The organism is Streptomyces sp. NPDC104831 (genome assembly GCF_055583025.1).
Genome location: NZ_JBVJOT010000059.1, coordinates 1 through 14,082, shown reverse-complemented (window position 1 = coordinate 14,082; position 14,082 = coordinate 1). Strand labels below are relative to the sequence as shown.

At 72.9% G+C, this 14,082-nt stretch carries 14 protein-coding genes; 1 reads left to right on the top strand and 13 read right to left on the bottom strand.

From position 1 onward, the window contains the following. Positions 1-112: 112 nt before the first annotated feature. The 12 genes from ACZ63H_RS31385 to ACZ63H_RS31330 form a co-directional block, all read right to left on the bottom strand. Positions 113-1,486 (bottom strand): cryptochrome/photolyase family protein, encoded by a 1,374-nt coding sequence (locus ACZ63H_RS31385; protein WP_469870946.1) that lies wholly within the window; start codon positions 1,484-1,486, stop codon positions 113-115. 379 nt (positions 1,487-1,865) lie between these two features. Continuing rightward, positions 1,866-2,642: an IclR family transcriptional regulator gene (locus ACZ63H_RS31380; RefSeq protein WP_469870894.1), complete on the bottom strand. Its 777-nt coding sequence runs from the start codon at positions 2,640-2,642 to the stop codon at positions 1,866-1,868. Between the two features lie 153 nt (positions 2,643-2,795). Further along, complete coding sequence (locus ACZ63H_RS31375) at positions 2,796-3,764, bottom strand: PDR/VanB family oxidoreductase (protein WP_469870892.1); 969 nt, start codon at positions 3,762-3,764, stop codon at positions 2,796-2,798. A gap of 91 nt (positions 3,765-3,855) precedes the next feature. Then, positions 3,856-4,071 carry a hypothetical protein gene (locus ACZ63H_RS31370; RefSeq protein ID WP_469870890.1) on the bottom strand — a complete coding sequence of 72 codons (216 nt, stop codon included), beginning with the start codon at positions 4,069-4,071 and terminating at the stop codon, positions 3,856-3,858. Beyond that, positions 4,068-5,138: a Rieske 2Fe-2S domain-containing protein gene (locus ACZ63H_RS31365; protein WP_469870888.1), complete on the bottom strand. Its 1,071-nt coding sequence runs from the start codon at positions 5,136-5,138 to the stop codon at positions 4,068-4,070. The genes ACZ63H_RS31370 and ACZ63H_RS31365 overlap by 4 nt, the downstream gene beginning before the upstream one ends. A gap of 231 nt (positions 5,139-5,369) precedes the next feature. Next, the gene (locus ACZ63H_RS31360; RefSeq protein ID WP_469870886.1) at positions 5,370-6,764 is read right to left on the bottom strand and encodes an MFS transporter; all 1,395 of its coding nucleotides are present in this window, start codon (positions 6,762-6,764) and stop codon (positions 5,370-5,372) included. Further along, positions 6,761-7,912 (bottom strand): LLM class flavin-dependent oxidoreductase, encoded by a 1,152-nt coding sequence (locus ACZ63H_RS31355; RefSeq protein WP_469870884.1) that lies wholly within the window; start codon positions 7,910-7,912, stop codon positions 6,761-6,763. The genes ACZ63H_RS31360 and ACZ63H_RS31355 overlap by 4 nt, the downstream gene beginning before the upstream one ends. A 195-nt stretch (positions 7,913-8,107) precedes the next feature. Then, positions 8,108-9,292: an SfnB family sulfur acquisition oxidoreductase gene (locus ACZ63H_RS31350; protein ID WP_469870882.1), complete on the bottom strand. Its 1,185-nt coding sequence runs from the start codon at positions 9,290-9,292 to the stop codon at positions 8,108-8,110. Positions 9,293-9,297: 5 nt separating this feature from the next. Further along, positions 9,298-9,852, bottom strand: coding sequence for an NADPH-dependent FMN reductase (gene ssuE / locus ACZ63H_RS31345; RefSeq protein WP_469870880.1), 555 nt, complete (start codon positions 9,850-9,852; stop codon positions 9,298-9,300). A 59-nt stretch (positions 9,853-9,911) separates the two neighbouring features. Further along, the gene (locus tag ACZ63H_RS31340; protein ID WP_469870878.1) at positions 9,912-11,129 is read right to left on the bottom strand and encodes an acyl-CoA dehydrogenase family protein; all 1,218 of its coding nucleotides are present in this window, start codon (positions 11,127-11,129) and stop codon (positions 9,912-9,914) included. Between the two features lie 43 nt (positions 11,130-11,172). Continuing rightward, on the bottom strand, positions 11,173-12,294 hold the full coding sequence (gene sfnG / locus ACZ63H_RS31335) for a dimethylsulfone monooxygenase SfnG (protein ID WP_469870876.1): 1,122 nt from the start codon (positions 12,292-12,294) through the stop codon (positions 11,173-11,175). A gap of 148 nt (positions 12,295-12,442) precedes the next feature. Next, positions 12,443-12,520, bottom strand: a complete 78-nt coding sequence (locus ACZ63H_RS31330) for a putative leader peptide (protein WP_351520955.1) — start codon at positions 12,518-12,520, stop codon at positions 12,443-12,445. A gap of 143 nt (positions 12,521-12,663) precedes the next feature. Between ACZ63H_RS31330 and ACZ63H_RS31325 the strand changes: the two genes are divergently transcribed. After that, positions 12,664-13,617, top strand: coding sequence for a LysR family transcriptional regulator (locus tag ACZ63H_RS31325; RefSeq protein ID WP_469870874.1), 954 nt, complete (start codon positions 12,664-12,666; stop codon positions 13,615-13,617). Positions 13,618-13,946: 329 nt separating this feature from the next. Here the strand turns inward: ACZ63H_RS31325 and ACZ63H_RS31320 are convergent. After that, positions 13,947-14,082, bottom strand: a 136-nt coding sequence (locus ACZ63H_RS31320; protein WP_469870944.1) for an aggregation-promoting factor C-terminal-like domain-containing protein, incomplete at its 5' end; no start/stop codon positions are given.

Sequence of the window (14,082 nt, the reverse complement as noted above, 5' to 3'; positions counted from 1 at the left end):
GGAGAAACAACCAACCCCACCCCACCCCCCCCCCCCGCCCGTGTCCGGGGGGGGGGGGCCCCCCCCGGGGCTCCGCGCGCCAGGTGCCGGGAGAGCGGGGCCCTTACCGGCCTCATGCCTGCTCCCTGGCCCGTTTGAAGCGTTCGAGGCCCTCCGCCAGCGACACCACCGGCTCGGGGTAACCGGTCCGGGAGCGCTCCCGGGCCGGAAGCTTCCACGGCTCGTGCACGGCACCGCCCTCCACGTCCGCCAGTTCCTCCACCCAGCGCCGCACGTAGGCCCCGTCCGGATCGAACCGCTTGCCCTGGGCGACGGGGTTGAGCACCCGGTTGGGCCGGGTGTCGGTGCCCGTGCCGGCCACCCACTGCCAGTTCAGCTGGTTGTTCGCCACGTCGCCGTCGACCAGCAGGTCCAGGAAGTGCCGGGCACCCACCCGCCAGTCGACGTACAGCGTCTTGGCCAGGAAACTCGCCGCGAGCAGCCGGCCCCGGTTGTGCATCCAGCCCTCGTGGCGCAGCTGCCGCATCGCCGCGTCCACCAAGGGGTAGCCGGTGCGGCCCTGGCGCCACGCCTCGGCGTCCGCCTCCGCGTCCCGGCCGCCGCGCCACCGGTCGCGCCGGGTGCGGTAGTCGCGCGTGGCGGCCCCGGGACGTGCGGCGAGCAGCTGACGGTGGAAGTCCCGCCAGGCGATCTGCCGTACGAACGCCTCCGCGCCCGCGCCGCCGGCCCCGTGGGCCCGGTGTACCACCTCGACCGGGGACAGCGTGCCGAAGTGCAGGTGGGGGGAGAGCCGGGAGGTGGCGTCGCCCGCAAGGTCGTCGTGCCGGTCGGCGTACGCGTCCACGCCGGAGCGCAGCCACGCGGCGAGCCTGCGCCGCCCCTCCGCCTCGCCTCCCGCGCACAGCCCCGGCGACGCGCCGCTCACGTCGCCGCGCCCCGGCAGCGGGGCGGAACCCACCTGTTCCGGCACGCGGACCGCGCGCGGTGCGTCCAGCACGTCCCGCAGGCCCTGCCCGCACCAGCGCCGGTAGTACGGCGTGAACACCGCGAAGTGGTCGGAGGCGGCCGGTGTCACCGCGCCCGGCGCGACGGCGGTGCCCACCGCGTCGTGCACGTACAGGCGCCGCCCGTCGGCCTCCAGGGCCCGGCGCAGCCGCCGTTCGCGCGCGTGGGCGAAGGCGCTCACGTCGGCCGCCATGTGCACCTCGCCGGCGTCCGCCTCCCCGGCCACCCGGCACACCTCCGTCACCGTGTCGCCCTCGCGGAGCACCAGCCGGCCGCCCCGTTCCCGCAGTCCGGCGTCCAGGTCGCGCAGGCAGTCGGCGAGGAACGCGAGCCGGTTCGGTACGGCGAAACCCGCTCTGTCCACGGCGGGGTCGCGCACGAACAGCGGTACCACCCGGCCTCCGCCGCGCAGGGCCGCGCGCAGCGGCGGGTGGTCCCACAGGCGGAGATCGCAGGTGAACACGACGACCGAGGTCTGCATGGGGCTCGCTTCCGTTTGCGGTGAGGTCACTTCCGGACGGTTTCACCCACCCGGCCGGTGTCGGAAGCGGCGTGCCGCCGGTGGTCCCCCGTTCGGACGGGGCGCGTCCGGGTGAGCCCGTGGCCTCGCCGCCCGGCCGCCGCGGACCGCTCGCGCCGTCCCGGCACGGCCACCCGTCACGCGCCCCCGTCCACCGCTCCGTGCCGGGGCGTGCGCCGGTGAGTGGTGCCCCCGGTCCGGGAACCCGGGGCGCGGGGCGCGGGGCGCGGGGAGCAGGTCGGCGAGGACGGCGCGGAACCCGGCCGGCCGAGCCGATCACGGGCCGTGCACGCCTGCCCCCTGTCCCGCGCCCGCCCCGCGGGCCACCCGACGGTGTCCGTCAGGCGACCGAGGACTTGAGTCGTGCCCCGAGGGACCGTGAGATCCCGCGCGCCGCGACCTGGACCAGCGGGACGAGGGCGTGCGGGTTCACGGCGCCGGCGTGGGCGACGACCGAGACGGCCGCGACGGCGGTGTCGTCCGGTCCGTACACGGGGGCGGCGACCGACATGGCGTCCATCGTCACCTGCCGGTCGCTGATGGCGACACCGGTGCGGCGCACCTCGGCGAGAGCGCGCCGGACCTCGTCGGGAGTGCAGAGGGTCTTCTCCGTGTGCCGGACGAACGGCCGGGACAGCACCCGTTCCTGCACCTCGCGGGGCGCGTGGGCGAGCAGGACGAGACCGACGCCGGTGGGTGCGAGGTCGAAGCGCCCGCCGACGCGGGTGAGGACCCGAACCGCGTCACGGCCGGCCAGGCGCTCCACATAGACGACGGACAACTCCTCGCGGACGGCGAGCTGCACGTTCTCGCGGGTGATGTGCCCGAGGTCGGAGAGGTACGGCAGGGCGGCCTCGCGCAGGCCGAGGCCCCGCGGGGCGAGCGAGGCGATTTCCCACAACCGCAGTCCGATGCGGTAGCCGCCGTCCGCCTCGCGTTCGAGTGCGCCCCAGCCGACCAGTTCCCTCACCAGCCGGTGGGTGGTGGTGAGGGGCAGGCCGGTGTGGCGGGAGATCTCGGCGAGCCGCAGGGCGGGCCGGTCCGGAGCGAAGGCCTCCAGCACCCGCAGAGCCCTGGCGGTCACCGAACAGCCGCCGGTGGGGGCTCGGCCCTGCATGCGGACCTCCTTGTTCGGGTGCGCGCTGCTCCACAGCGGTCTCGGACACGTCACCGCAAAGCTAGGCAGAGCCCTTACCGCCGTCAATGCTCTGGCGAACATTCGGGGCGCTCGTCGCGAGCCGGCCCGACGAGGCCCGGGCGACGCCGGCCGTCAGAGGTCCAGGACGAGCCTCGGGCACGCCGCGCGGGAGACGCACACCATCATCGTGTCGTGCGCCTCCCGCTCGGCGGGGGTGAGGAGGGAGTCACGGTGATCGACCGTGCCTTCGAGCACGGGCGTCTCGCAGGTGCCGCACGTCCCCTCCCGGCAGGAGGAGAGGACCTGCACCCCGGCCTCCTCGACCGCCTCCAGCACGGACTTCCCCGGCGGGACGGTCACCGTGATGCCGGTCCGCGCCAGCTCGGCCTCGAACGCCCCGTCCCCGGCGCGCGCCTGAGGCTCCTTCGGCGTGAACCGCTCGACGTGGAGGGTGCCGGCCGGCCAGTCGGCGCACCGCTCCTCGACGGCCTTGATCAGCGGTTCGGGTCCACAGCAGTAGACGAGCGCACCGGGGCGCGGTGTCCCCAGGAGCGCGTCCAGGTCGAGCAGCCCGTACACGTCCTCGGGCAGGATGCGCACCCGCTCCCCGTAGCGCGTGACGAGTGCGTCGCGGAAGGCCATCGACGCGAGCGTCCGCCCCCCGTAGGCCAGCTCCCACGCGCATCCCCGCTGTTCGGCCCGCTCCAGCATCGGAACGATCGGGGTGATGCCGATGCCGCCGGCGATGAAGAGGTACTGCTCGGCGTCCTCGAGGGAGAAGTGGTTGCGCGGGCCGCGCACCCGGACCGGATCTCCCTCGGACAGCTTGTCGTGCACGTGCAGGGAACCGCCGCGGCCTTCCTCCTCCCGCAGGACGGCGACGCGCCACACGGGGGCGTCCTGCGGCGAGGAGCACAGCGAGTACTGCCGCACGAGGTCCGGGGCGAGCACCAGGTCGATGTGCGCGCCGGGCGTCCAGGCGGGCAGCGGAGCGCCGTCGGCCCGCCGCAGGTCGAGCGAGACCACACCGTCGGCCTCGTCCGCGCGGCGGGCCACGACGAGGTCGAGCCCGGCCTCGGGTGTGTGGGTGCTTGTGGGCATCAGGGGTCCTTGAGTATGCGGGTGCGCGGGAGCAGACGGGTAGGCGCGAGCCGTGGGTACGCGCGAGGACGTGGATACGCGGGTCAGACGCCTATGGGGTGGCCGGGACGGGCGCGGAGGCCGGGGCGGATCCGCCTCCCGGGTGCCCGTCGGGGTGGGCGAGCAGCCACTCCCACAGTTCCACCGGGTCCTCGGACTCCCGGGAGCGTCCGCACCAGCACCGGCCGCTCAGCCGGTCCCCGCCGGGGATCCACACGATCCGGTAGACCGTGTCCCCGGCGGGCGTCGTCGTGGGCCGCGGGCTCATCGGACGGACGCCGCGGACCCGGCCGTGCCGGCCTCGGCCAGCCGCTTGAGGATGCGGCGGGCGGCCAGACCACCGGTGTCGATGTTGATGCTCAGCTCCTGCGTCCCGGCCGGTTCGGCGGCGACGACCTGCTCCAGCCTGTTCAGGGCGACGACGTCCTGGAGCACGACGGTGCGGTTGTTCTCGTACAGGAAGTCGGAGACCCCTTGGTCGTCCAGGGCGAAGTCGCGGGCCACGGCCCAGAAGTCGTGGGTGCTGGACTCGGTCTCGGGAGTGATGGCGTAGACGACCTCGACGTGGAAGGCGCCCGGGTCACTGCCGTCCGCGGCCGGGCCGGGTGCGCCGACGGGGGCGATGCGCGAGTGCAGCAGGTACAGGCAGGGAGCGTGGTACTCGATGTCCTGCCAGCGCGTGATGCGGCCGGTGATGCCGGTGGACCTGGCGTAGAACGGCGGGCAGTCCGCGTCGTCCATGTGGCGGCTGACGTACACGACGCCCGCCTTCTCGTCGACCTCGGTGGTGATGGGGGTCTCGGCGACCTCGGGGGTGCCGATGTAGCCGCCGTGCAGGTACGTCTCGTGGGACAGGTCGAGCAGGTTGTCGACGAGGAGGCCGTGACGGGCCGCCAGCGGTTCCATGCCCCTGACGGTGGTGTGGCCGGGCGAGTCCAGCCAGGGGGCGCGGGGGATACGGGTCTCGTCGGCCTTGTCCTGGTCGCCGATCCACACCCACACGAAGGAGTCCTGCTCCTTGACGGGGTAGGAGGCGAGCCGGGCGGTGCGCGGCACCCGCTGCTGGCCGGGCACCCGCACGCACACGCCGTCGGCTCCGTAGGTGAAGCCGTGGTAGCCGCAGACGACCGTGTCGCCGTCCAGCCGGCTCGGTTTCCCGGAGAGCGGGAAACGGCGGTGTACGCAGCGGTCGGCCATGGCGGTGACCCCGCCCGCCTCGGTGCGCCAGAAGAGGATCGGCTCGCCGCAGACGGTTCGGGTGAACAGCTCCCGCCCGATCTCGCTGCCGTAGGCGGCCACGTACCACTGGTTGCGCGCGAATGACGTCGTCGTCATCGTCATCTCCCTCGCGTGCGGGCGGACCCCGACGCATCGTCGGCTGCGGAGTGGGGACTGTGCCTGGGTCTCCAGGGTGCTGCGGACGCGGGCCTGTGAACAGGGCGCCTTCCGCTGACCGGAAGGCCGATGACGGAGCCGTTCGGCGAGGCGCGCGGTGACGACGCGCCGGCGGTCCTCGTCGCGGGGCTTCGCGACCGGGGGTGTGCCGGCCCGGACGAGGGTCGGTCCTCACCCGCGGACGGCGGTGGCCGTGGGTGCGCGGGACGCCCCAGGCGCCCGTCCGGTGGTCACGTGCAGGTCCTCGTCCCTCAGCCGGCCGGCCGCCCACACGCTCACCAGTCCCGTCAGCGCCAGGTAGCCGCAGGCCCACCAGGGGCTCCCGGAGCCGAAGGCCAGCAGGGCGGTCATGATCAGCGGGGTGACGCCGGACGCGAAGACGCCGGACACCTGGTAGACGAAGGACATGCCCGTGTACCGGACAGGAGTGGCGAACAGGGCGGCGAACAGGGTGCCTTGGGCGCCGTAGAACCAGGCGTGCACGATTCCCAGAGTCACGATGAGCGTCACGGCGAAAGCCCCGGTCCCTCCGGCGCCGAACAGCCAGAACGCCGGGAAGACCGAGAGGGTGAAGGCGGCCATGCCCGCGCGGTAGACCCGGCGCGCTCCACGGCGGTCGACCGCGGTCCCGGTCACCGGGATCAGGGCGGCCATCACCAGCGCCGCGGCCGTGGCCGCGAGCAGCACCGGTGTCCGGTCCAGGTTCAGTGTCCCGGTCGCGTAGGTGAGGGCGAAGACGCCCCAGGTGTTGAAGGCGGCTCCCTCTCCCCACCGCGCCAGCATCCCGAGCAGGAGGTGCCGGCGCGCGCCGGGCTCGCGCAGCAGCTCCACCAGCGGGGCCGAGCGGGGCGGTTCCCGCAGGCCCCGTGCGGCACGGAAGGCCGGTGTCTCCTCGATCCTCAGCCGTACGGTCAGCCCGACGGCGACGAGGACGAGGCTGACGAGGAAGGCGATCCGCCAGCCGTAGTCGACGAACGCCGCTTCGCCGAGCACGTCGCTCAGCAGCGCGAACACACCGGTGCCCAGCGCCAGGCCGAGTGCCAGCCCGGTCTGCGGGTAGCTGCCGAAGCGGCCCTTGCGGCCCGTGGGCCCGTACTCCACGGCCAGCAGGACCGCCCCGGCCCACTCCCCGCCGAGCGCCACGCCCTGCGCGACACGCAGGACCAGGAGCAGCGCGGGAGCGAGCACGCCGACCTGTTCATAGGTGGGCAGCAGGCCGATGAGGGCGGTGGAGACGCCCATCAGCCCCATCGTGAAGGCCAGGGTGTGCTTGCGGCCGATCCGGTCGCCGATGTGGCCGAAGAGCAGGCCGCCGACGGGACGGGCGACGAAGCCCACGGCGAACGTGGCGAACGACAGCATCGTGCCCACGGTGCCGTCGGCCGTGGGGAAGAACAGTCTGCCGAAGACCAGTCCCGCGGCGGTGCTGTACAGGAAGAAGTCGTACCACTCCACGGTGGTGCCCAGCAGGCTGGCGAGCACGACCGTCCTCAGTCCGCCCGGACCGGCGGGGCCCGGCTCCTTCGCCCGGGTCCGGGCCCCCGGGGACGGGGACGGCGTGCTCATCGGGCGGCGAACGGGACGATGCCCGCCTCGACGGCGCGCGGGCCTGCCGGATGCCGCCACAGACCGCGCTTCTCCAGTACCGGCAGAACGCCTTCCCCGAACCAGTACGCCTCCTCCAGGTGGGGCACGCCGGACAGGACGAACTCCTCGATGCCCAGGCGGTGGTACTCCTCGATCAGGTCGGCGACCTCCGTGTGGCTGCCGACCAGTGCCGTGCCCGCGCCGCCGCGGACGAGGCCGATGCCCGCCCACAGGTTCGGGTGGATCTCCAGATTGCCGGTGTCGCCGTTGTTGTGCAGCTCGCGCATCCGCCGCTGCCCCTCGGACTCGCTGGCGGCCAGGCCCTGCTGCACCGCCCTGATGTGTGCGGGGTCCATGGCGTCGAGCAGGCGCTTCGCCTCGGCCCACGCCTGCGCCGACGTGTCCCGGCTGATGGTGTGCAGACGAATGCCGAAGCGCACCTGTCGGCCCTGCGCGGCGGCCAGCGAGCGTATCCAGTCGATCTTCTGCTTCACCTGCCGCGGCGGCTCGCCCCAGGTCAGGTACACATCCGTGTACCGTGCCGCCACCTCGCCGGCGGCGGGAGAGGAGCCGCCGAAGTAGATCCGCGGCGCGGGCTCGGGCAGCCGGCTCAAGCCGGCGCCCTCGACCCGCAGGTGCTCGCCGTGGTGGTCGACGGTCTCGCCCGCCCACAGCCGCCGCACGATGTCGAGGAACTCCCCGGTACGGGCGTACCGCTGGTCCTTGTCGAGGAAGTCGCCGTACGCGCGCTGTTCGGCGGATTCGCCGCCGGTGACCACGTTCAGCAGCAGCCGCCCGCGCGACAGCCGCTGGTAGGTCGCGGCCATCTGCGCCGACAGCGTCGGGCCGATCTGCCCGGGACGGAAGGCCACCAGGAACTTCAACCGCTCGGTCACCTGCGTCAGCATGGCCGTGGTCACCCACGCGTCCTCGCACCACGCGCCCGTCGGGGTGAGCGCTCCGACGAAGCCGAGCTGCTCGGCGGTGCGGGCGATCTGGCCGAGGTATTCGATGGAGGCCGGGCGGTCCCCGGCGGCGATGCCGGGCGTGGACCCGTGACCGCCGCCGACGACGTGCCGGCTGTCACCGGTCGTGGGCAGGAACCAGTGGAAGGTGAGGGCAGACATGGGGACTCCGTGAGGGATGCCGAAAGCGGCCGGCGGGCGTGCCGTGGCGGGCGTGCCGGCCCTGTGCCATGAGGGGAGGCGGGTGGGGGACGGGGGCGGGTGGCCCCGCGGGACCTGCGGGTCGGGGCGTAGACGGGGGACGCCGGAGCCGCGCTCGGCCGTGGCGGCACGGGCGTGGCAGGGGCCGCCGGGACCCTAGAGCAGGCCGTGGCGCGGTGGTCTGGTGCCGTCGATCACGTACCGTCCGATGTGCTGGACCTTCCAGCGCGTCGGGTCGTGCAGGGTGTGGGTGCGGGCGTCGCGCCAGTGCCGGTGCAGGTTCAGCGGGTGGAGGGCCGCGCGGGTGCCCGCCACTTCGAACAGGGCGCTGGAGACCTCGACCGCGGCCTGTGCCGCCACCACCTTGGCGGCGGCGACGGCGATGGACGCCGCGGCCGCGGAGTCGTCGGTGAGGTCGTCGCGGGCCGAGTCGACGGTGCGGGCGGCCTCCCGCAGCAGTGCCTCGGCGGCTCTGACCCGGAGGGCGAGTTCGCCGAACCGCTGGATGAGCAGCGGGTCCTCGGCCGCGGTCTCGAACCCGCTCTCGAACCAGGGCCTGCTCTTCGTCCGTACGAACGCGGCCGCCTCGGCAAGGGCCCCCGCGGCGATGCCCGCGTCGATGGCCGCGTGCAGCAACTGGGCGAAGGCGCCGTGCAGTTGCGGACCCTGAAAGGTCAGATGGTGGGGCAGGACCCGGTCGGCGGGCACGGCGACGTCCGTGAGGTGGACCGTGCCGCTGGCGGTGGTCCGCTGGCCCATCCCGTCCCAGTCGTCGACGACGCTGAGGCCGGGAGCGTCCCGCGGGACGTACGCCGCGTGCAGGTTGTCGTCCTCGGCGCGGGCCAGTACGGGGATCCAGTGGGCGAACAGGGCGCCCGTGCAGTAGTGCTTGACGCCGTTGAGCAGGTACGAGCCGTCGGGACGGCGCCGCAGCCGGGTGCGGATGTCCTGGACGTGCCTGGTGCCGGCCTCCGACTGGGCGTTGCCGAGGCGGCGCCCGGCGAGCAGTTCGGCGAAGAAGAACTTCCGCTGCTCGGGCGTGCCGTGGCGGCGGATGACGTTGACGTACACGAAGTGGCTCTGCGGGATCTGGGCGATGCTGCCGTCGGCCGTCCCGAGCAGGCGGAAGATCTCCGCGAGCGTCTCGGTGCGGACGTCCGCTCCTCCGTGGCCGGCGGGCACGGTGACGGCCAGCAGCCCGGAGGCGGACAGCCGGTCCAGCTCCTGCCGGGGCAAGCGGCGTTCGGCATCGCGCAGGGAGGCGTGCGCGCGGAACTCCTCGGCCAGCTCCGCGGCGACCGCGAGGGCCTCGGCGTCGTCGGCGATCACATGGGCGGTCATGGTGGTCAGCCCGCCGCGGCCAGGAGCGGGGCCCGGTCGAGTGCGGCCGAGAAGTGGTCGATCACGCGGGTCAGTGCCTCGTCGGCGGCCGGGGCGACGGTGAGGGAGCCGTCGTCGTGCACCGTCAGGTCCTGGTCCAGGGTGAACCATCCCTGGACGATGTGCCGGGCTCCCATGGAGTTCAGGACCGGGCGCAGCGCGTAGTCGATGGCCAGGACGTGGGCCGTGCTGCCGCCGGTGGCCAGCGGCAGCACGGTCTTGCCGTTCAGGGCGTGCTGCGGCAGCAGGTCGAGGAGCGCCTTGAGCACTCCGGAGTACGCGGCCTTGTAGACCGGTGAGGCGACGACGACGCCGTCGGCCCGGGCGAACAGCCCTATCACCTCGGCGATGGCCGGGTGCCGGAAGTCGGCGCCGAGCAGGGCCTCGGCGGGGATCGTACGGACGTCGAGCGGGACCACGTGGTGGCCGTGGGCGAGGAGCCGCTGGTCCAGGTGGCGCAGCAGACGGTTGGTGCGGGAGGAGGCGGAGGGACTGCCGGAGACGGACAGAACGGTGGCCATGGGTTCTCTTTCGGGCGGAGGGGGCGCCCCGCTCGGGGGGCGCCCCGTCGGTGGAGCGGTCAGGAGTACCAGGTGGGTTCGGGCAGTTCGCCCTCCAGGAGCCAGCGGCCGACCTCGCGCCGCTTGTAGGCGACCGGGTCGTGCAGGGTGTGCGTGCGGACGTTGCGCCAGAAGCGGTCCAGTCCCTCGGAACTCGCCGTGGAGCGGGCCCCGGTGACCTCGAAGATGCGGCTGGTGACCTCCAGGGCGACGTCGGTGGCCCGTGCCTTGACCGCCGCCACCCGCACCTCGAACTCACCACGCGTCTTCTCGGTGACGGCGTCCGGGTCGTCGTGCAACGTCTGCCCTTCGGCGGCGACGGCGTCGGCGAGCGCCTCGACCGCCCAGAGCTTGCCGGTGAGGTCGCCGTAGGTGTCGATGACGTACGGCTCGTCGACCGCGCGTTCGTGGCCGCCGTGCAGCCACGCACGGGACTTGGTACGGGTGTACGTGGCGGCCGTCTCCAGCGCGCCGCCCGCGATGCCGAGGTAGAGGTTGACGAAGACGAGCTGGATGGTCGGCACGTTGAGGGTGTTGTACACGCGTGGCTGGAACTGCTTGTCCACGTAGCCGGCCGCCGAGGACCACGGTGTGCGGACGCCGTCGAGCGTGACGCTGCCGCTCTCGGTCAGCCGCTGGCCGATGTTGTCCCAGTCGCCGTGGAAGACCAGGCCCGCGCTGTCGGAGGGCACGATGGCGAAGACGTGGCGGTCGGTGCCCTCCAGGACGCCTTCCAGGACGGTGACGTCGGAGACCCTGCTGCCGGTGGAGAAGGACTTGCGGCCGGTGAAGACCAGCTCGTCGCCGTCCTCGGTGACGATCACGTCCTTGTCGCGCGGGTTCACCGCGCCGCCGAAGAACCAGCGGTTGCGGGCGGCCTCGGCCTCGACGTGCTCCCACTGTTCGCGGGTGCCGACCAGGCGGGCGGCCCAGTTCCACAGGTAGTGGTAGCCGAGGAGCTGAGCGATGGAGCCGTCGGCCTTGGCGACCTCGCGGACGACCCGGTAGGCCGTGGGCCAGTCCTGCCCCGCGCCACCGTGCTCCAGGGGGCCGAGGAGGGTGACCAGGCCGGAGTCCTTCAGCAGTTGCACCTCGGCGTACGGCGTGGCGCCGGCCCGGTCGCGCTCGGTGGCGTCGGCGGCGAGGACCGCGGCCACCTCGGCGGCGCGGGCGATCCAGTCCGCGGCCGTGCGCGGGTCGGGACGGGTGGTCCAGTCGGTGGGCGTGACAGTGCTCATGCGGGGGTGACCTCTTTCGCTGTGCGGTGCGGAGGGTGGGGGGTCAGGCGTGGGCGGGGACGTGCTCGTCCTCGGCGCCGGGGAGCCGGGCTTCCAGTTCCCGGACGAGGGGCAGCACTCGGCTGCCGAAGTACTCGACCTCCTCGTGGTAGTGGAGGAAGCCGAGCAGGAAGAGGTCGACGCCGAGCTTCTTGTAGGCGACGATGCGCTCGGCGATCTGCTCGGGGGTGCCGATCAGGCCCGTCCGGAAGCCGTCGTTGTACTGCACGAGGTCCTCGAAGGAGGAGTCCTGCCACATGCCCTTGCCGTCCGCGGTCGACTGTCCGGCCTGCTTGACCGCGGCGCCGAAGCCCTCGACGGCCTCGGTGTCGGCGCGGGCGACGATCTCGCGCAGGGTCTCGCGGGCCTCGTGCTCGGTGTCGCGGGCGATGAGGAAGCCGTTCAGCCCGAACTTCGGCGCGGGACGCCCCGCCTCGGCCGCCGACGCGCGGACGTCGTCGATCTGCTCGACCACTCCGTCGAAGTCCTTGCCGTTGGAGAAGTACCAGTCGGACACCCGGCCGGCCATGCGCCGGGCGGCGGTGGAGTTGCCGCCCTGGAAGATCTCCGGGTGCGGCCGATCGGTGGTGCGCAGGGGCTTGGGCTTGAGGGAGAAGTCACGCAACCGGTAGAAGTCACCGGCCAGTTCGGCGTGGTCCTCGGTCCAGACGCGGCGCAGCGCGGTGATGAACTCCTCGGCGCGCCGGTACCGTTCGTCGTGCTCCAGCCAGGGTTCGCCGAGGGCGGTGAACTCGTCCTTGAACCAGCCGCTGACCACGTTGACGGCGAAGCGGCCGTTGGACAGGTGGTCCGCGGTGGCGCCGAGCTTGGCGAGGACGCCGGGGTGCCACAGTCCCGGGTGGACGGCGGCGATGACCTTCAGGCGCTCGGTGGCCAGCAGCAGGGCCAGGCTGAAACTGGTGGATTCGTGCTGGTACTCGGCGCCGTAGCTCGCCATGTAGCGGACCTGGCTGAGGGCGTACTCGAAACCGTTGTTCTCGGCGAGGACGGCGAGTTCGCGATTGTAGTCGTACCCCCAGTCGGTGCGCTGTTCGATCGTGCTGGTGACCAGTCCGCCACTGACATTGGGAACCCAATAGGCGAACTTCACGGGCTGTACGGACATGCGGAACTCCTGTTGCGAATGTGCGGTGTTTCCCTGACGCCGAATTGCACAGGGCGTACTGGAGCCCTGAATTTCAGGCGGTGTGGTGAATGCGCGGCACGCGACCGTGTGACGACGGGCGTGGCGTGGGAGAAAGGCAGCCGGTCAATCAGGCCGCGGTGCAACAGGAGGCGCTGGAGACGCGGGCGAGGTCGACATGGCGTCGCCGCGTGAGGTCCAGTCGCATCTTCATGCCGACGATGCTGGCAGCAGCCGGGGCGAGCCGTCAAGGTAAACCCGACCGGTTTCGCGTCGCGGACCACTGGAATTCACGAAGGTGTGACAGGGAAACCCTTGAACGGGTCCGGGAACACGCCGCACGCTGCGAGCGTGCGAACAGAACAACTGGAGTACATAGCGGCGGTCGTCCGGCTCGGTTCGCTGCGCCGTGCCGCCGAGGAAATGCGCCTGTCCCAACCGGCCCTGAGCGAGACGGTGCGCAATCTGGAACGGGAACTCGGAGTCGATCTGCTGGAGCGCAAGCGGACCGGGGCAGCGATGAGCGCCGCGGGCCGGGAACTGCTGCCCCACGTCCTCGGTGTGCTGGAGGCGGTCGACAGGCTCAGGGCCGCGGCGGGCGAGCAGCACCGCATCAGCCGGATGGTGCGCGTCGGCACGGTCAACGCGGCGACGGTACCGCTGCTCATTCCGGTCGTGCGTGCTTTTCGCGCCACCCACCCCGTCACGCAGGTCGAGGTAGTCGGCGCGCAGCAGTCGGACATCCACCGGACCCTGTCGGAGGGCGGTTTCGACCTCGGTCTGGTCAATCATCTGGAGGGGGACGACATACCCGCCGAATTCGAGGCCACCGAGCTGCTGCGGGGCCGGCCGGTGGTGTGCGTCCGGCCGGACAGCCCGCTCGCCTCCCGACCGGTGGTGACGGTGGAGGACCTGGTCACCGAGCCGTTGATCGCGATGCGCACCGGTTATGTGATGCACCGTTACGTGCACCGGCTGCTGGACGGTCGCGCGGCGTCCTTCGCCTACTCCACCGACGGTGCCGAGATGGGCAAGCTGATGGTCGCCGAGGGCCTGGGGGTGACGGTGCTGCCGGACTTCAGCGTGTGCGGGGACCCGCTGGAGCGGGAGGGCCTGATCACGTACCGGCCGATCGCCGCGGATGCGACGCGGGTACTGCTGATGCTGCAGCGCCGCAAAGCGGAGTCGCAGCCGCAGGCGGCCCGGGACCTGCACGAGGTGTTCGTGCGAACGGCCCGGGCGCTGGGCGGCACGCTCACCGGCGCCTGCCCCCGACCGGCCGCGTCCGGGCCTTCGCCGCACTGAGCGCACCGCGGGCACCGGAGACCCGCGCCGCACCGGCCGGGAGCGGCCGATCCGCGGCACCACGCAGGCAGGCCGCTTCCCGCACGCCCGGGTCGCCGGTGACCATGGTCTTGCGGTCGACGACGAACGGCATGGGGACCGTGCCCGTCGCACATGCACGGCGCCGCGCGACGCGACTCCGCTCCGGCGGCATCGACCTCGGTGTCTCTCCGTGTATACGCGTGCACCCCCGGCCGGGTGGGCGGGGGTGCACGGTGCGTGGGGTGCGGCGGGTGGGCCGCTGTGGGGGTGGCGGTGGTGTGCCCGGCCCCCCGGGGGGTGCTGGGGGCTCAGTACCAGCCGTTGGCCTGCCAGAAGCTCCAGGCCTTGGCGGGGCTGCCGTAGCGGGAGTTCATGTAGTCCAGGCCCCACTTGATCTGGGTGGCGGGGTTGGTCTTCCAGTCGCCGCCGGCGGAGGCCATCTTG